This window comes from Streptomyces sp. BA2 (assembly GCF_009769735.1).
Lineage (GTDB): Bacteria > Actinomycetota > Actinomycetes > Streptomycetales > Streptomycetaceae > Streptomyces.
The window spans coordinates 5,526,907-5,545,190 of sequence record NZ_WSRO01000002.1; the positions used below are offsets into that span (position 1 = coordinate 5,526,907).

At 66.5% G+C, this 18,284-nt stretch carries 14 protein-coding genes and 1 tRNA gene; 12 read left to right on the plus strand and 3 right to left on the minus strand.

Annotation, left to right across the window (positions count from 1 at the left end):
• Positions 1-11: 11 nt before the first annotated feature.
• Positions 12-644 (minus strand): NAD(P)-dependent oxidoreductase, encoded by a 633-nt coding sequence (locus E5671_RS27755; protein ID WP_160506635.1) that lies wholly within the window; start codon positions 642-644, stop codon positions 12-14.
• Between the two features lie 87 nt (positions 645-731).
• Here E5671_RS27755 and E5671_RS27760 point away from each other — a divergent pair, with 87 nt between their 5' ends.
• Positions 732-1,331 carry a TetR/AcrR family transcriptional regulator gene (locus tag E5671_RS27760; protein WP_160506636.1) on the plus strand — a complete coding sequence of 200 codons (600 nt, stop codon included), beginning with the start codon at positions 732-734 and terminating at the stop codon, positions 1,329-1,331.
• Here the strand turns inward: E5671_RS27760 and E5671_RS27765 are convergent.
• Entirely contained in the window at positions 1,321-2,340 is a 1,020-nt protein-coding gene (locus E5671_RS27765; protein WP_160506637.1) for an adenosine deaminase, read from the minus strand. The genes E5671_RS27760 and E5671_RS27765 overlap by 11 nt on opposite strands.
• Before the next feature lie 130 nt (positions 2,341-2,470).
• Complete coding sequence (locus tag E5671_RS27770) at positions 2,471-3,697, minus strand: pyridoxal phosphate-dependent aminotransferase (protein WP_160506638.1); 1,227 nt, start codon at positions 3,695-3,697, stop codon at positions 2,471-2,473.
• A gap of 191 nt (positions 3,698-3,888) precedes the next feature.
• Between E5671_RS27770 and E5671_RS27775 the strand changes: the two genes are divergently transcribed.
• From E5671_RS27775 to E5671_RS27825, 11 genes are all read left to right on the plus strand, one after another.
• Positions 3,889-3,961 (plus strand) — tRNA-Trp (locus E5671_RS27775).
• A gap of 111 nt (positions 3,962-4,072) precedes the next feature.
• Positions 4,073-4,360 carry a preprotein translocase subunit SecE gene (secE, locus tag E5671_RS27780; RefSeq protein ID WP_160506639.1) on the plus strand — a complete coding sequence of 96 codons (288 nt, stop codon included), beginning with the start codon at positions 4,073-4,075 and terminating at the stop codon, positions 4,358-4,360.
• Between the two features lie 89 nt (positions 4,361-4,449).
• Complete coding sequence (gene nusG, locus E5671_RS27785) at positions 4,450-5,373, plus strand: transcription termination/antitermination protein NusG (RefSeq protein ID WP_160506640.1); 924 nt, start codon at positions 4,450-4,452, stop codon at positions 5,371-5,373.
• 175 nt (positions 5,374-5,548) lie between these two features.
• Positions 5,549-5,983 carry a 50S ribosomal protein L11 gene (gene rplK, locus E5671_RS27790; protein WP_160506641.1) on the plus strand — a complete coding sequence of 145 codons (435 nt, stop codon included), beginning with the start codon at positions 5,549-5,551 and terminating at the stop codon, positions 5,981-5,983.
• A gap of 112 nt (positions 5,984-6,095) precedes the next feature.
• On the plus strand, positions 6,096-6,818 hold the full coding sequence (rplA, locus tag E5671_RS27795; RefSeq protein WP_160506642.1) for a 50S ribosomal protein L1: 723 nt from the start codon (positions 6,096-6,098) through the stop codon (positions 6,816-6,818).
• 155 nt (positions 6,819-6,973) lie between these two features.
• Positions 6,974-7,864, plus strand: coding sequence for a hypothetical protein (locus E5671_RS27800; protein WP_160506643.1), 891 nt, complete (start codon positions 6,974-6,976; stop codon positions 7,862-7,864).
• A 65-nt stretch (positions 7,865-7,929) separates the two neighbouring features.
• Positions 7,930-8,886, plus strand: a complete 957-nt coding sequence (locus tag E5671_RS27805; RefSeq protein WP_160506644.1) for a hypothetical protein — start codon at positions 7,930-7,932, stop codon at positions 8,884-8,886.
• A 265-nt stretch (positions 8,887-9,151) separates the two neighbouring features.
• On the plus strand, positions 9,152-9,682 hold the full coding sequence (gene rplJ, locus E5671_RS27810) for a 50S ribosomal protein L10 (RefSeq protein WP_160506645.1): 531 nt from the start codon (positions 9,152-9,154) through the stop codon (positions 9,680-9,682).
• Positions 9,683-9,795: 113 nt separating this feature from the next.
• The gene (gene rplL / locus E5671_RS27815) at positions 9,796-10,176 is read left to right on the plus strand and encodes a 50S ribosomal protein L7/L12 (RefSeq protein WP_160506646.1); all 381 of its coding nucleotides are present in this window, start codon (positions 9,796-9,798) and stop codon (positions 10,174-10,176) included.
• 589 nt (positions 10,177-10,765) lie between these two features.
• Positions 10,766-14,251 carry a DNA-directed RNA polymerase subunit beta gene (gene rpoB / locus E5671_RS27820; RefSeq protein ID WP_160506647.1) on the plus strand — a complete coding sequence of 1,162 codons (3,486 nt, stop codon included), beginning with the start codon at positions 10,766-10,768 and terminating at the stop codon, positions 14,249-14,251.
• Positions 14,252-14,348: 97 nt separating this feature from the next.
• Positions 14,349-18,248 carry a DNA-directed RNA polymerase subunit beta' gene (locus tag E5671_RS27825; RefSeq protein ID WP_160506648.1) on the plus strand — a complete coding sequence of 1,300 codons (3,900 nt, stop codon included), beginning with the start codon at positions 14,349-14,351 and terminating at the stop codon, positions 18,246-18,248.
• Positions 18,249-18,284 lie beyond the last annotated feature (36 nt).

Genomic DNA, 18,284 nt, shown 5'->3' on the forward strand with positions numbered 1-18,284 from the left:
CTGAGGGGCGGCTAGTAGGCGACGCCCACGCCCTGCCTCACCGTCGACAGGTCGTCGATCGCCGCCAGCATCGCGTGCGCCACATCCGCCCTCCCGATGAACCGCCCGCTGGCAGGCGTGCCCCCGACGACCTTGCGGTAGACGCCCGTGGCCGGCTTGTCCTGCAGCCTCGGCGGGCGTACGGACGTCCAGTCCGTCGCGCTGCTCGCAAGCCCGGCCTCCATGGTCCGCAGGTCGTCGTACACAGGCTTCAGGATCTTGCTGACCAGGGCTCCCATGATCCGGTCGGCCGTCGGCTGGCGTTCGGCCGGAGGGCCCACCGGCGCCGCGCTCACCACCACCAGCCTGCGCACCCCCTCGTCCTCCATCGCGCGCACCACCGACCGCGTGAGCCGGGCCGCGATCCCCGCGTCCGCCTTCTTGCGCGCCCCGAGGCCCGAGAGCACCGCGTCCCGGCCTGCCACCGCCGCCCGCAGGGCCTCCGGGTCGGTCAGGTCGGCCCGGAACACCTCAAGGCCCTCGCCTGTCGCACTCAGCCGTGCGGGGTCACGCACGACGGCCGTGACCTCGTGGCCCGCCCCGAGCGCCTGTCGGACGATCTCCCCGCCGACACCCCCGGTCGCACCGAACACCGTGAGCTTCATTGCGCACCCTCCCCACGTGGGTAAGTATTCACTCACCCCTAGGGTGAGTATCCACTCACCTCTTCGTCAAGGTTGGTTGGACGGCACATGCAGCAGAAGCCCACCCGGGCCCGCATCCTCGACGCGGCGCACGACCTCATGCTCACCATCGGCCTCGCCCGTGCCACCACCAAGGAGATCGCCAAGGCGGCGGGCTGCTCCGAAGCGGCCCTCTACAAGCACTTCGCGAGCAAGGAGGAGCTGTTCGTGGCCGTCCTCCAGGAGCGGCTGCCCCGGCTCGGCCCGCTCCTGCACCGCCTCGCCGAGGACCCGGGGGAGCGCTCCGTGGAGGAGAACCTCGCCGAGATCGCCCGTCTGGCCAGCCACTTCTACGTCCAGAGCTTCCCGATCGCCGCGTCCCTCTACGCCGAGACCAAACTCAAGCGCCGCCACGAGGACTCCATGCGGGCGATGGGCACGGGCCCGCACATGCCCATCGAGGCCCTCGACGCCTATCTGCGCACCGAACGCGACGCCGGCCGGATCGCCCCCGGAGCCGACACCTTCGCGGCCGCATCGCTGCTCCTGGGCGCCTGCGCCCAGCGCGCCTTCGCCTACGACTCCACGGTCGGCAAGCAACCCCCGCAGCCCGTCGAGGAGTTCGCCGCCGCCCTCGCCCGCACCCTCCTCGCGGGCATCAGCCGCTGAGCCACTCCTCGATCCCCGACAGCAGCTTCTCCCGTACGCCGACGGGGGCGGCCGAGCCGCGCACCGACTGCCGGGCGAGCTCGGCCAGGTCGCTGTCGTCGAAGGCGTGGTGCTTGCGCACGATCTCGTACTGCGCGGCCAGCCGTGACCCGAAGAGCAGCGGATCGTCGGCCCCCAGAGCCATCGGCACCCCGGCGTCGTACAAGGTGCGCAGCGGTACGTCCTCGGGCTTCTCGTAGACGCCGAGGGCCACGTTCGACGCCGGACACACCTCGCAGGTCACGCCCCGCTCGGCAAGACGCTTCAGGAGCCGCGGATCCTCGGCCGCCCGCACCCCGTGCCCGATCCGCCCCGCGTGCAGGTCGTCGAGGCAGTCCCGCACCGAGGCGGGCCCGCTGAGCTCACCGCCGTGCGGCGCGGCGAGCAGGCCGCCGTCCCGCGCGATCGCGAAGGCCCGGTCGAAGTCCCGTGCGAAGCCCCGGCGCTCGTCGTTGGAGAGCCCGAAGCCGACGACTCCGCGATCGGCGTACCGCACCGCGAGCCGGGCCAGCGTGCGGGCGTCCAGAGGGTGCTTCATGCGGTTCGCGGCAACGAGCACGCGCATTCCGAGGCCGGTGTCCCGCGAGGCGCTCTCGACGGCGTCCAGGATGATTTCCAGGGCCGGAATGAGCCCGCCGAGCCGCGGCGCGTACGAGGTCGGGTCGACCTGGATCTCCAGCCACCCCGACCCGTCCCGCAGATCCTCCTCCGCGGCCTCCCGGACCAGGCGCTGGATGTCCTCGGGCTCCCGCAGGCAGGACCGCGCCATGTCGTAGAGCCGCTGGAAGCGGAACCACCCGCGCTCATCGGTCGCCCGCAGCTGCGGAGGTTCACCGCCGGTCAGCGCCGGGGGCAGCCGCACCCCGTACTTGTCGGCGAGCTCCAGCAGGGTCGTGGGCCGCATCGACCCGGTGAAGTGCAGATGCAGATGGGCCTTGGGCAGCTCTCTTACGTCACGTACACGCTCCATTCGAGGATCTTGCCGTACGCACGCGTCGCGCCGATAGCCACTTTCCCCCTTCGTGGCCTACCCCGAACGAAGAAACGGGCCGCCTCCCCGGAGAGGGAGACGGCCCGCACATACCCACATGGGGAGGCGCTCAGTCGCGCGCCTCGGCCAGCAGCTTCTGGATCCGCGAGACGCCCTCGACGAGGTCCTCGTCACCCAGGGCGTACGAAAGACGCAGGTAACCCGGCGTCCCGAAGGCCTCGCCCGGAACGACCGCGACCTCGGCCTCCTCCAGGATCAGCGCCGCGAGCTCCACGGAGTCCTGCGGGCGCTTGCCGCGGATCTCCTTGCCGATGAGGCCCTTCACCGAGGGGTAGGCGTAGAAGGCGCCCTCCGGCTCGGGGCAGAGCACGCCGTCGATGTCGTTCAGCATCCGCACAATGGTCTTGCGGCGCCGGTCGAAGGCCTCGCGCATCTTCTCGACGGCGGCCAGGTCGCCGGAGACGGCCGCGATGGCCGCCACCTGCGCGACGTTGGAGACGTTCGACGTGGCGTGCGACTGGAGGTTCGTCGCGGCCTTCACGACGTCCTTCGGGCCGACGATCCACCCCACGCGCCAGCCGGTCATCGCGTACGTCTTGGCCACGCCGTTGACCACGATGCACTTGTCGCGCAGCTCGGGCAGGATCGCCGGGAGCGAGGTGAACTTCGCGTCTCCGTAGACGAGGTGTTCGTAGATCTCGTCGGTCATGACCCACAGGCCGTGCTCGACGGCCCAGCGGCCGATCGCCTCGGCGTCGGCCTCGCTGTAGACGGCGCCCGTCGGGTTGGACGGCGACACGAAGAGGACGACCTTCGTGCGCTCCGTGCGCGCGGCCTCCAGCTGCTCCACGGAGACGCGGTAGCCCGTGGTCTCGTCGGCGACGACCTCGACCGGCACACCGCCCGCGAGACGGATCGACTCCGGGTATGTCGTCCAGTAGGGAGCCGGGACGATGACCTCGTCGCCCGGGTCGAGGATCGCGGCGAACGCCTGATAGATCGCCTGCTTGCCGCCGTTGGTCACCAGGATCTGCGAGGCGTCGACCTCGTAGCCGGAGTCGCGCAGCGTCTTCGCGGCGATCGCGGCCTTGAGCTCGGGGAGCCCGCCGGCCGGGGTGTAGCGGTGGTACTTCGGGTTCTTGCAGGCCTCGACGGCGGCTTCGACGATGTAGTCGGGCGTCGGGAAGTCGGGCTCACCCGCGCCGAAACCGATCACCGGCCGCCCGGCGGCCTTGAGGGCCTTCGCCTTGGCGTCGACAGCGAGGGTCGCGGACTCGGAGATCGCGCCGATGCGGGCGGAGACCCGGCGCTCGGTGGGAGAAGTGGAAGCGCTCATCGCCCCATCGTTCCAGACCCCAAAGGCCCCCGGCACGCGGCTTTCGGTGTTTGCCGGGGGCCGCCGGATCCGTTTCTGTTCGACGGGGCGCCGCAGAGCACGTACACTCACTGCTCGTTGGCCCTCACCGGCCGCACCTTCTCCTCGCACTCTGTGCACCCGGGTGGATGCGGTAGGTTGGGGGAAATCAAAGGGTCGTAGCTCAATTGGTAGAGCACTGGTCTCCAAAACCAGCGGTTGGGGGTTCAAGTCCCTCCGGCCCTGCTACACACTCCTCTCGCCAGGACGTGTGCGCACATGTACGTACTGCATTGCACCGCCGTGCGGCTCATACCGGGCGCGGCACGGCCACGACCCGGAATCAGGTGAGGACGAGTGACGGACGCCGTGGGCTCCATCGACATGCCTGATGCCCAGGACGAGGCGCCGGATTCCAAGAAGAAGGCCCGCAAGGGCGGCAAGCGCGGCAAGAAGGGCCCCTTCGGCCGTCTCGCGCTCTTCTACCGCCAGATCGTCGCGGAGCTCCGCAAGGTCGTCTGGCCGACTCGCAGTCAGCTCACGACGTACACCACCGTGGTGATTGTCTTCGTCGTCATCATGATCGGCCTTGTGACCGTGATTGACTATGGGTTCAACCAGGCCGTCAAGTACGTCTTCGGCTGAGCCGATGGCACAGCCGAGAGCGAAGGGCGCCGTACCCGGCGCCCGTTTCGCGCGTTCCACCCCTCTGTATCCAGGAAGAAGCAGCCACCGTGTCTGACCCGAACCTGAACGACGCCGTTGAGCCGCGCGTGGATTCCGAGGAGTCCGTGGAGGACCAGCTCGACATCGTCGAGGCGGCGGACGCCGAGGACCCGGACCAGGCCGAGGCTGCTGACGCCGCCGCTGGCGCTCCCGCCGAGGAGTCGGCGCTGCACGTCGAGACCGACACCGAGTCTGCCGACGACGCGGAGGCGGGCGACGAAGCCGCCGCCGAGTCCGAAGAGGACGAGACCGAAGAGGGCACCGAGGCCGCCGAGTCCGACGAGTCCGCAGAGGACGAGGAGGAGGCCGAGCCGGTCGACCCGATCGTGGCCCTGCGCGACGAGCTCCGCACCCTGCCCGGCGAGTGGTACGTCATCCACACCTACGCCGGTTACGAGAACCGCGTGAAGACCAACCTCGAACAGCGTGCCGTCTCGCTGAACGTCGAGGACTTCATCTTCCAGGCCGAGGTGCCGCAGGAAGAGGTCGCGCAGATCAAGAACGGCGAGCGCAAGACGATCCGTCAGAACAAGCTCCCCGGGTACGTCCTGGTGCGCATGGACCTGACGAACGAGTCCTGGGGCGTCGTCCGCAACACCCCCGGCGTCACCGGCTTCGTGGGCAACGCCTACGACCCGTACCCGCTGACCCTGGACGAGATCGTCAAGATGCTCGCCCCCGAGGCCGAGGAGAAGGCGGCCCGCGAGGCCGCCGAGGCCGAGGGCAAGCCGGCTCCGTCCCGCAAGGTCGAGGTTCAGGTGCTCGACTTCGAGGTCGGGGACTCGGTCACCGTCACCGACGGCCCGTTCGCGACGCTGCAGGCGACGATCAACGAGATCAACGCCGACTCGAAGAAGGTCAAGGGTCTCGTCGAGATCTTCGGCCGCGAGACCCCGGTCGAGCTCAGCTTCGACCAGATCCAGAAGAACTAGCCCTCGCGGCTCCCTCTGGAACATACGCCTCCGAACAGGTCAGACGGGCTCTCAAAGCCTGTCTGACCTGCTCGGTTTTTGGCCGCGCGACTATACCCGTTATCGTTGTGCGGTATGCCTCCATCCGGATGACTGGATGGTGGCTGGAAACTCTCACTAGGACCCGGAGAGAGCAATGCCTCCCAAGAAGAAGAAGGTCACGGGGCTTATCAAGCTCCAGATCCAGGCCGGCGCAGCCAACCCGGCCCCGCCGGTCGGCCCCGCCCTGGGCCAGCACGGCGTCAACATCATGGAGTTCTGCAAGGCCTACAACGCCGCGACCGAGTCGCAGCGTGGCTGGGTCATCCCGGTGGAGATCACGGTCTACGAAGACCGCTCCTTCACCTTCGTGACCAAGACTCCGCCGGCCGCCAAGATGATCCTCAAGGCCGCGGGTGTCGAGAAGGGCTCCGGCGAGCCGCACAAGACCAAGGTCGCCAAGATCACCGAGGCGCAGGTCCGCGAGATCGCCACCACCAAGATGGAAGACCTCAACGCCAACGACCTGGACGCCGCGTCGAAGATCATCGCCGGCACCGCCCGTTCCATGGGCATCACGGTCGAGGGCTGAGAGCTTTCCCCGTCTGACCTTTCTCAGTGGTAGGGCCACGCGCCGGCCCGCACCACGACTCCACACCTGTCACGCGGCGGAGCCGCATGATGTAACCGCAACAGGAGCAGAAGTGAAGCGCAGCAAGACTCTCCGCGCTGCGGACGCCAAGATCGACCGGGACAAGCTCTACGCCCCGCTCGAGGCCGTCCGTCTCGCCAAGGAGACCTCCGCGACCAAGTTCGACGGCACCGTCGAGGTCGCCTTCCGCCTGGGTGTCGACCCGCGCAAGGCCGACCAGATGGTCCGTGGCACCGTGAACCTCCCGCACGGCACCGGCAAGACCGCCCGGGTCCTGGTCTTCGCGACCGGTGACCGTGCTGCGGCCGCGGAAGCCGCTGGGGCCGACATCGTCGGCGCCGACGAGCTCATCGACGAGGTCGCCAAGGGTCGTCTGGACTTCGACGCCGTCGTCGCCACCCCGGACCTCATGGGCAAGGTCGGCCGCCTCGGCCGCGTGCTCGGTCCGCGTGGTCTGATGCCGAACCCGAAGACCGGCACCGTGACCCCCGACGTCGTGAAGGCTGTCAACGACATCAAGGGCGGCAAGATCGAGTTCCGCGTCGACAAGCACTCGAACCTGCACTTCATCATCGGCAAGGTGTCCTTCGACGACACCAAGCTGGTGGAGAACTACGCCGCGGCGCTGGAGGAGATCCTCCGTCTGAAGCCGTCGGCCGCCAAGGGTCGCTACATCAAGAAGGCCGCGCTCACCACCACGATGGGCCCCGGCATTCCGCTGGACAGCAACCGCACCCGCAACCTCCTCGTCGAGGAGGACCCGGCCGCCGTCTGAATGTGACGGCAGTCGCGTCGTGTACGCGTTTGTGATGACGGGCCCCGCAACCTTTCGAGGTGCGGGGCCCGTCCTCGTATGCGTGCATGTCCGTCGGAGCGTTCGGGGACTGCGCTAGCGTGCGTGATTCACACGATTACAAGGGGTGGGATGTCATGAACAGCACGACCATGCGACGCGCGGGCCTGTCGATCGCGGTGGCCGCGGCGCTGACCGGGGTCGCGGCCTGTGGCTCCTCCGGCGGCGGCGACAGCGACGCGAAGGGCAAGAAGAAGGGCTCCGTCGCTCTGAGCCCGATAGCCGCCCTGCGCACCATCGAGAACAAGACCGACAACGCAGACTCGGCCAAGGTCGAGGGCAAGACGGTCATGGGCACCCAGATGTCGATGGACATGAAGGGCGTCATGGGCTGGAAGGACGGGGTGACCGGCGAGGTGACGGCGACCCTCACCGGCGGCACCGCGGCCGACCAGATGGAACAGCTCGGCCAGTCCACCATCGACTACCGCTATCTGCCCGACGCGTACTACGCCAACATGGGCGACAAGTTCGCTTCCCAGTCCGGCGGCAAGCACTGGATCGAGTACGACTACGCCACGCTGGCCGAGATGGGCGGCGCCGCCGGTGAGGCCTTCAAGGACCAGATGCAGAACACCACGCCCAACCAGTCGGTGAAGATGCTCCTCGCGTCCGGCGACGTGAAGCGCGTGGGCCAGGAGAAGGTCCGCGGGACGGAGGCGACCCACTACTCGGGCACCGTCGACGTCGCGGACCTCACCGGCAAGAACACGGACCTCGACGCCGAGCAGATGTCCGAGCTGAAGAAGCAGTTCAAGCAGGCCGGCATGAGCACCGAGAAGATCGACATCTGGGTCAACGGCGACGACCTGCTGGTCAAGAAGACCGAGAAGGCCGACATGAAGACCGGCTCCTTCTCACAGACGGTCTACTACAGCGACTACGGCACCCCGGTCTCCGCCGAGAAGCCCCCGGCCTCGGACACGATGAGCTTCAAGGACCTCATGAACCAGCAGCCGCAGGCCTGACCTCGGACGTCGGGTATTCTCGCCAGACTGAATTGTGTCGATCATGTGTTCCTAGGGGTGGGGTCATGACTGTGAAGAGAATGGCGGGCGCCGTGCTCGCCACCACGCTGCTGTGTACGGGTGCGGTGGCCTGTGGAGGCTCCGACAAGGACGGCAAGGCCGGGGCGGGCTCGGGGGAGACCCAGTCCCGGTCGCAGGTGACCGAGGTCATCACGGCGGCGTACGAGAAGACCGCGAAGGCGAAGTCGGCCAAGGTCGAGATGACGATGACGGCGCCCAAGTCGATGGGCGGCGGCTCCGAAGACATGAAGATGTCCGGCGTCATGGGCTGGGACCCGACCGTCATGGATATGACGATGTCGGGCTCGGCGCTCACGGACAGCGACCCGGAGGCGCCGGAGAAGGTCCGGATGCTCTGGCTCGACAACGTGATGTACATGGACATGGGGGCTGTCGCCGCCAAGGACATGGACGGCAAGCAGTGGGTCAAGATGGACCTGAACACCATCGCGGAGCAGGTCGGTGACGAGAAGGCCGCCAAGCAGCTGACCGGCGGCCTGGACAGCATGAACCAGGACCCGGCGCAGCAGCTCGCGATGCTCCTGGACTCGCCGAACCTGAAGCATGTCGGACCGGCCAAGGTCGACGGCGTCTCGACCCAGCGCTACAAGGGCCGTCTCTCCGTCAAGGAGATGATGGAGTCCAACAAGGGCCTCGACGAGATGCTCGGCAAGAGCGAGCGCGAACAGCTCCTCAAGAACATCGAGAAGTCGGGCATCAAGGGGTACGACACCGAGGTCTGGGTGAACGAGGACGACTACCCCGTCCGTATGGACATCGACATCAAGTCCCCCGAAGGCACGATGAAGACGTCCCAGAAGTTCTCCGAGTACGGCGCGGCCGCCAAGGTGACCCCGCCGCCGGCCGGGGAGACCTTCGACCTGATGGAGATGTTCAAGGAGCTCGAGGGCATGGGGAAGCCGGACTCCGGCAGCTCCGGTAGCTCCGACAGCGGCTTCTGACGCCGATTTGCTTGACGCGAACCCGTTCGCGTACTCTTCCACAGAAGCCAAAGACCGCTGGTCGTTGCCGTGTGCTCGTAAGAGGGTGCGGTGGCCGAAGGATCCGCTGAAACTGCGGACGACCCGCGTAGGTGACTGTGGAAGTGAGTGCTCCCGGACGGGATTCCGTCAGGTCGAGCTCATGCCCCGGCGCCTGCGCCGGGGCGTTTTGTTTTGTCAGCCCCTTTTGAGCGGTCCTCATCACCCGGAAGGAGGCTGACGCTCTATGCCGACGCCCGACAAGGCTGCCGCGGTAGCCGAGCTCACGGACAAGTTCCGCAGCTCGAACGCCGCCGTGCTGACCGAGTACCGGGGTCTCACCGTGGCCCAGCTCAAGCAGCTGCGCCGTTCGCTCGGTGAGAACTCCGAGTACGCCGTGGTGAAGAACACGCTGACCAAGATCGCGGCCAACGAGGCCGGGATCAACACGCTGGACGACCTGTTCTCGGGTCCGACGGCTGTTGCCTTCGTCACCGGTGACCCGGTGGAGTCGGCGAAGGGTCTTCGTGACTTCGCCAAGGACAACCCCAACCTCGTCATCAAGGGCGGTGTCCTTGACGGCAAGGCGCTGTCCGCCGACGAGATCAAGAAGCTCGCGGACCTCGAGTCCCGCGAGGTTCTGCTCGCCAAGCTGGCGGGCGCCATGAAGGGCAAGCAGACGCAGACCGCGCAGCTCTTCCAGGCGCTTCCCTCGAAGTTCGTCCGCACCGCGGAGGCGCTTCGTGCCAAGCAGGCCGAGCAGGGCGGTGCCGAGTAATTCGGCTCGCGCATTGATCGCCGCCCGCTAGGGCGACGGTCGCAGCGGGCCGAACGTACGCCCGCCTTCATATACACCCGGCACCAGCCGAATTAGTGGAAGGATCGCCCATCATGGCGAAGCTCAGCCAGGAAGACCTGCTTGCTCAGTTCGAGGAGCTCACCCTCATCGAGCTCTCCGAGTTCGTGAAGGCCTTCGAGGAGAAGTTCGACGTCACCGCCGCCGCGGCCGTCGCCGCTGCCCCGGCCGGCCCGGCCGCCGCCGCCGAGGTTGCCGAGGAGCAGGACGAGTTCGACGTCATCCTCACCGGCGCCGGCGAGAAGAAGATCCAGGTCATCAAGGTCGTGCGCGAGCTCACCTCCCTGGGCCTCAAGGAGGCCAAGGACCTCGTCGACGGCACCCCGAAGCCGGTCCTCGAGAAGGTCGCCAAGGAGGCCGCCGAGAAGGCTGCCGAGTCCCTCAAGGCCGCCGGCGCCTCCGTCGAGGTCAAGTAACACCTCGCGAGTCGTCTGCCGCGCGCCTGCGGGCGTGTAGGTGGCAGGACTTTCCAGCGCTGCTCAGGCAGCGCGCGTCAAGGGCGATCACCCATCTGGGTGGTCGCCCTTCGGCGTTCTCCGGCGCACCCCTACGGCTGCCTTGCGTAGCCCGCGCCGACGAGTATGGTGATCTTCGTCGTGCCTCGGAACGGCCGTGACGGTGACGATCTGAGAGCCAAGTCGGGGCAGGGGGGCCTTGACGAACCGCACGCAGCGCGCAATTCTCAGGACGCGTCGTCACAACGATCCGCATCCGAGGCATGGATCGACGGCGAAGAGGGCAGTATCGATGTGCATCGAGGGCGTGGCTTGCAGCAGGGGTTGAGAACAACGAGGGTCTTCAAAAACCCGCACTGGACATCAGTGGGCCTAGTGGCTACACTGACCCTTTGCGCTGCCTGTTAGCTGCCTCCTGCCCGTCACCAGGGGCATGCCCATGCTTGAGCACAGTGGACTGGACTTTCCCTGACCTGGGATGTTCCGTCTCTGCGTCCAGCCTGGGACCGGTACGCGCGTAGTGAGTCCGAGCCCTCGGAAGGACCCCCTCTTGGCCGCCTCGCGCACTGCCTCGACCGCGAATACGAACAACGGCGCCAGCACCGCCCCGCTGCGCATCTCCTTTGCAAAGATCAAGGAGCCCCTCGAGGTTCCGAACCTTCTTGCGCTGCAGACCGAGAGCTTTGACTGGCTGCTCGGGAATGAAGCGTGGAAGGCTCGTGTCGAGGCGGCTCTGGACAGCGGACAGGACGTCCCCACCAAGTCAGGTCTGGAGGAGATCTTCGAGGAGATCTCCCCGATCGAGGACTTCTCTGGGTCGATGTCCTTGACGTTCCGCGACCACCGTTTTGAGCCTCCGAAGAACTCCATCGACGAGTGCAAGGAGCGCGACTTCACGTTCGCCGCCCCGCTCTTCGTCACTGCCGAGTTCACCAACAACGAGACCGGCGAGATCAAGTCCCAGACGGTCTTCATGGGCGATTTCCCGCTCATGACGAACAAGGGCACCTTCGTCATCAACGGCACCGAGCGTGTCGTCGTGTCGCAGCTGGTCCGTTCGCCGGGTGTCTACTTCGATTCCTCGATCGACAAGACGTCCGACAAGGACATCTTCTCCGCCAAGATCATCCCGTCCCGGGGTGCCTGGCTGGAGATGGAAATTGACAAGCGCGACATGGTCGGTGTCCGCATCGACCGCAAGCGCAAGCAGTCGGTCACCGTTCTGCTCAAGGCTCTCGGTTGGACGACCGAGCAGATCCTCGAGGAGTTCGGCGAGTACGAGTCCATGCGCGCCACCCTGGAGAAGGACCACACCCAGGGCCAGGACGACGCGCTGCTCGACATCTACCGCAAGCTCCGTCCGGGCGAGCCGCCGACGCGTGAGGCCGCTCAGACTCTGCTTGAGAACCTCTACTTCAACCCCAAGCGCTACGACCTCGCGAAGGTCGGCCGCTACAAGGTCAACAAGAAGCTGGGTGCGGACGCTCCGCTCGACGCGGGCATCCTCACGGTCGAGGACATCATCGCCTCGATCAAGTACCTGGTGAAGCTGCACGCCGGTGAGGTCGAGACCGTTGGTGACAGCGGTACGTCGATCGTCGTCGAGACCGACGACATCGACCACTTCGGCAACCGTCGTCTGCGCAACGTCGGCGAGCTCATCCAGAACCAGGTCCGCACGGGTCTGGCTCGTATGGAGCGCGTCGTCCGCGAGCGCATGACGACGCAGGACGTCGAGGCGATCACGCCGCAGACCCTGATCAACATTCGCCCGGTCGTGGCGTCGATCAAGGAATTCTTCGGCACCTCGCAGCTGTCGCAGTTCATGGACCAGAACAACCCGCTGTCGGGTCTCACCCACAAGCGCCGTCTGTCGGCGCTTGGCCCGGGTGGTCTCTCCCGTGAGCGGGCCGGCTTCGAGGTCCGTGACGTGCACCCGTCTCACTACGGCCGCATGTGCCCGATTGAGACCCCTGAAGGCCCGAACATCGGTCTGATCGGTTCGCTCGCCTCGTACGGCCGCGTCAACGCGTTCGGCTTCGTCGAGACGCCGTACCGCAAGGTCGTCGAGGGCGTCGTCACCGACGACGTCGACTACCTCACGGCCGACGAAGAAGACCGCTTCGTGATCGCCCAGGCCAACGCCGTGCTCGGTGAGGACATGCGCTTCACCGAGTCGCGCGTCCTCGTCCGCCGTCGTGGCGGCGAGATCGACTACATCCCCGGCGACGACGTCGACTACATGGACGTCTCGCCGCGCCAGATGGTGTCGGTCGCGACCGCGATGATCCCGTTCCTCGAGCACGACGACGCCAACCGTGCCCTCATGGGCGCGAACATGATGCGTCAGGCCGTGCCGCTGATCACCGCCGAGGCTCCCCTCGTCGGCACCGGCATGGAGTACCGCTGTGCGGTCGACGCCGGTGACGTGATCAAGGCCGAGAAGGCGGGTGTGGTCCAGGAGGTCTCCGCGGACTACGTCACCGTCACGAACGACGACGGCACGTACACCACGTACCGCATCGCCAAGTTCTCCCGGTCGAACCAGGGCACCTCCGTCAACCAGAAGGTTGTCGTCGACGAGGGCGCCCGCGTGATCGAGGGCCAGGTCCTGGCCGACGGTCCCGCGACCGAAGAGGGCGAAATGGCCCTCGGCAAGAACCTGCTCGTCGCGTTCATGCCCTGGGAAGGTCACAACTACGAGGACGCGATCATCCTGTCGCAGCGCCTCGTGCAGGACGACGTCCTCTCCTCGATCCACATCGAGGAGCACGAGGTCGACGCCCGTGACACCAAGCTGGGCCCGGAGGAGATCACCCGGGACATCCCGAACGTCTCCGAAGAGGTCCTCGCCGACCTCGACGAGCGCGGCATCATCCGTATCGGTGCCGAGGTCGTCGCCGGCGACATCCTCGTCGGCAAGGTCACGCCCAAGGGTGAGACCGAGCTGACCCCCGAGGAGCGCCTGCTCCGCGCGATCTTCGGTGAGAAGGCGCGCGAGGTGCGCGACACCTCGCTGAAGGTGCCGCACGGTGAGATCGGCAAGGTCATCGGCGTACGCGTCTTCGACCGTGAAGAGGGCGACGAGCTGCCGCCGGGCGTGAACCAGCTGGTTCGTGTCTACGTGGCGCAGAAGCGCAAGATCACGGACGGCGACAAGCTGGCAGGACGGCACGGAAACAAGGGCGTCATCTCCAAGATCCTTCCGATCGAGGACATGCCCTTCCTTGAGGACGGCACGCCCGTCGACATCATCCTCAACCCGCTGGGTGTCCCGTCCCGAATGAACCCGGGTCAGGTCCTGGAGATCCACCTCGGCTGGCTCGCCAGCCAGGGCTGGGACGTCTCCGGTCTCAGCGAGGACTGGGCGCAGAGCCTGCAGCGCATCGGCGCCGACCAGGTCGGCCCGCGGACGAACGTCGCGACTCCGGTCTTCGACGGCGCCCGCGAGGACGAGCTGTCCGGCCTCCTCGAGCACACCATCCCGAACCGCGACGGCGACCGCATGGTCCTCCCGTCCGGCAAGGCGCGGCTGTTCGACGGGCGCTCCGGCGAGCCGTTCCCGGACCCGATCTCGATCGGGTACATGTACATCCTCAAGCTGCACCACCTGGTCGACGACAAGCTCCACGCTCGCTCGACCGGTCCGTACTCCATGATCACCCAGCAGCCGCTGGGTGGTAAGGCTCAGTTCGGTGGTCAGCGCTTCGGTGAGATGGAGGTGTGGGCGCTGGAGGCTTATGGCGCCGCGTACGCACTCCAGGAGCTCCTGACGATCAAGTCCGACGACGTGACCGGCCGCGTGAAGGTCTACGAGGCCATCGTCAAGGGCGAGAACATCCCCGAGCCCGGCATTCCCGAGTCCTTCAAGGTGCTCATCAAGGAAATGCAGTCGCTCTGCCTCAACGTGGAGGTGCTGTCCTCGGACGGCATGTCCATCGAGATGCGCGACACCGACGAGGACGTCTTCCGCGCGGCGGAGGAGCTCGGTATCGACCTGTCCCGGCGCGAGCCGAGCAGCGTCGAAGAGGTCTGACGGGTCTGGCCGGGACCTCCTCGTGAGGTCCCGGCCCTGCCCCGGACCCGTACAGACCATGATTGAGACACGACCCCGAAAGAGGGATTGACGACAAGTGCTCGACGTCAACTTCTTCGACGAGCTGCGGATCGGCCTTGCCACCGCGGACGACATCCGACAGTGGTCGCACGGCGAGGTCAAGAAGCCGGAGACCATCAACTACCGCACGCTCAAGCCCGAAAAGGACGGACTCTTCTGCGAGAAGATCTTCGGTCCGACCCGGGACTGGGAGTGCTACTGCGGTAAGTACAAGCGTGTCCGCTTCAAGGGCATCATCTGCGAGCGCTGCGGCGTCGAGGTCACTCGCGCCAAGGTGCGTCGTGAGCGGATGGGCCACATTGAGCTGGCCGCCCCTGTCACGCACATCTGGTATTTCAAGGGCGTCCCGTCGCGCCTCGGCTACCTGCTTGATCTCGCCCCGAAGGACCTCGAAAAGGTCATCTACTTCGCGGCGTACATGATCACGTTCGTGGACGAGGAGCGCCGTACGCGTGACCTGCCCTCCCTGGAGGCGCACGTCTCCGTGGAGCGTCAGCAGGTCGAGAACCGTCGCGACTCCGACCTCGAAGCCCGCGCCAAGAAGCTCGAGACCGACCTGGCCGAGCTCGAGGCCGAGGGCGCCAAGGCCGACGTACGCCGCAAGGTGCGCGAAGGTGCCGAGCGTGAGATGAAGCAGCTGCGTGACCGTGCGCAGCGCGAGATCGACCGTCTCGACGAGGTGTGGAACCGCTTCAAGAACCTCAAGGTCCAGGACCTGGAGGGTGACGAGCTGCTCTACCGCGAGCTGCGTGACCGCTTCGGCACGTACTTCGACGGTTCGATGGGTGCCGCTGCACTGCAGAAGCGCCTTGAGTCGTTCGACCTGGATGAGGAAGCCGAGCGGCTTCGCGAGATCATCCGTACCGGCAAGGGCCAGAAGAAGACCCGTGCGCTCAAGCGCCTCAAGGTCGTCTCCGCGTTCCTGCAGACCAGCAACAGCCCCAAGGGCATGGTGCTCGACTGCGTGCCGGTCATCCCGCCGGACCTGCGTCCGATGGTGCAGCTGGACGGTGGCCGCTTCGCGACCTCCGACCTGAACGACCTGTACCGCCGCGTCATCAACCGCAACAACCGCCTGAAGCGGCTTCTCGACCTCGGTGCGCCCGAGATCATCGTGAACAACGAGAAGCGCATGCTCCAGGAGGCCGTGGACGCCCTCTTCGACAACGGTCGTCGTGGTCGCCCGGTCACCGGTCCCGGTAACCGCCCGCTGAAGTCCCTGAGCGACATGCTCAAGGGCAAGCAGGGTCGTTTCCGTCAGAACCTTCTCGGTAAGCGTGTGGACTACTCCGCGCGTTCCGTGATCGTCGTCGGCCCGCAGCTGAAGCTGCACCAGTGTGGTCTGCCGAAGGCCATGGCGCTGGAGCTCTTCAAGCCGTTCGTGATGAAGCGCCTGGTTGACCTCAACCACGCGCAGAACATCAAGTCGGCGAAGCGCATGGTCGAGCGCGGCCGCACGGTCGTGTACGACGTCCTGGAAGAGGTCATCGCCGAGCACCCGGTTCTCCTGAACCGTGCGCCGACGCTGCACCGCCTCGGCATCCAGGCCTTCGAGCCGCAGCTGGTCGAGGGCAAGGCCATTCAGATTCACCCGCTCGTCTGCACCGCGTTCAACGCGGACTTCGACGGTGACCAGATGGCCGTGCACCTGCCGCTCTCCGCGGAGGCGCAGGCCGAGGCCCGCATCCTGATGCTGTCCTCGAACAACATCCTGAAGCCGGCAGACGGCCGTCCCGTCACCATGCCGACCCAGGACATGGTTCTCGGTCTCTTCTTCCTCACGACGGACGAGGAAGAGCGCAAGGTCATCGGTGAGGGCCGTTCGTTCGGTTCCTCCGCCGAGGCGACCATGGCGTTCGACGCCAAGGAGCTCTCGCTCCAGGCGAAGGTCGACATCCGCTTCCCGGTGGGCACCATCCCGCCGCGCGGCTGGACCCCGCCGGCCGTCGAAGAGGGCGAGCAGGAGTACCAGCAGGGCGACAGCTTCCGGCTGCGTACGACCCTGGGCCGCGCGCTCTTCAACGAGCTGCTGCCCGAGGACTACCCGTTCGTCGACTACTCGGTGGGCAAGAAGCAGCTCTCCGAGATCGTCAACGACCTGGCCGAGCGCTACCCCAAGGTCATCGTGGCGGCGACGCTCGACAACCTGAAGGCGGCGGGCTTCTACTGGGCGACCCGTTCCGGTGTCACCGTGGCCATCTCCGACGTCGTGGTCCCCGAGGCCAAGAAGGCGATCGTCGCGGGCTACGAGGCGCAGGACGAGAAGGTCCAGAAGCAGTACGAGCGCGGTCTGATCACCAAGGACGAGCGCACGCAGGAGCTCATCGCGATCTGGACCAAGGCGACCAACGAGGTTGCCGAGGCGATGAACGCGAACTTCCCCAAGACGAACCCCATCTTCATGATGGTTGACTCGGGTGCCCGAGGAAACATGATGCAGATGCGTCAGATCGCCGGTATGCGTGGTCTGGTGTCGAACGCGAAGAACGAGACCATCCCGCGTCCGATTAAGGCCTCGTTCCGCGAGGGCCTCTCGGTCCTTGAGTACTTCATCTCCACGCACGGTGCCCGTAAGGGTCTGGCGGACACGGCTCTCCGTACCGCCGACTCCGGTTACCTCACCCGTCGTCTGGTCGACGTCTCGCAGGACGTCATCATTCGCGAGGAGGACTGTGGCACCGAGCGCGGTCTGAAGCTGAAGATCGCGGTCAAGGGCGAGGACGGTGTGCTCCGCAAGACGGAGAACGTCGAGACCTCGGTGTACGCCCGCATGCTGGCCGAGGACGTCGTCATCGACGGCAAGGTCATCGCGCCGGCGAACGTCGACCTCGGTGACGTCCTCATCGACGCCCTGGTCGCCAACGGCGTCGAGGAGGTCAAGACCCGTTCGGTCCTGACCTGTGAGTCCGCGGTCGGCACCTGTGCCTTCTGCTACGGCCGTTCGCTCGCCACCGGCAAGCTGGTCGACATCGGTGAGGCGGTCGGCATCATCGCCGCCCAGTCCATCGGTGAGCCCGGCACGCAGCTGACGATGCGTACGTTCCACACCGGTGGTGTGGCCGGTGACGACATCACCCAGGGTCTGCCCCGTGTCGTCGAGCTCTTCGAGGCTCGTACGCCCAAGGGTGTCGCCCCGATCTCGGAGGCGGCAGGCCGCATCCGTATCGAGGAGACCGAGAAGACCAAGAAGATCGTCGTCACGCCGGACGACGGCAGCGACGAGACTCCCTTCCCGATCTCGAAGCGTGCCAAGGTCCTCGTGCGTGAGGGTGACCACGTCGAGGTGGGCCAGAAGCTCACCTTCGGTGCCACCAACCCGCACGACGTGCTGCGGATCCTCGGTCAGCGCGCGGTCCAGGTCCACCTGGTCGGCGAAGTCCAGAAGGTCTACAACAGCCAGGGCGTGTCGATCCACGACAAGCACATCGAGATCATCATCCGGCAGATGCTGCGCCGCGTGACGATCATCGAGTCCGGCGACGCGGAGCTGCTGCCGGGCGAGCTCGTCGAGCGCTCGAAGTTCGAGACCGAGAACCGTCGGGTCGTGACGGAAGGTGGCCACCCGGCCTCCGGCCGCCCGCAGCTGATGGGTATCACCAAGGCCTCGCTGGCAACGGAATCGTGGCTGTCGGCCGCCTCCTTCCAGGAGACGACCAGGGTCCTGACGGACGCGGCGATCAACGCCAAGTCCGACTCCCTGATCGGCCTCAAGGAGAACGTCATCATCGGTAAGCTCATCCCGGCCGGTACGGGTCTGTCCCGCTACCGCAACATCCGGGTCGAGCCGACCGAAGAGGCCAAGGCCGCGATGTACTCGGCCGTCGGCTACGACGACATCGACTACTCGCCCTTCGGGACGGGGTCGGGTCAGGCTGTTCCGCTGGAGGACTACGACTACGGGCCTTACAACCAGTAGGCGTGGCTTGCTAGTCGCTTGAGTTGAACTGAAGGG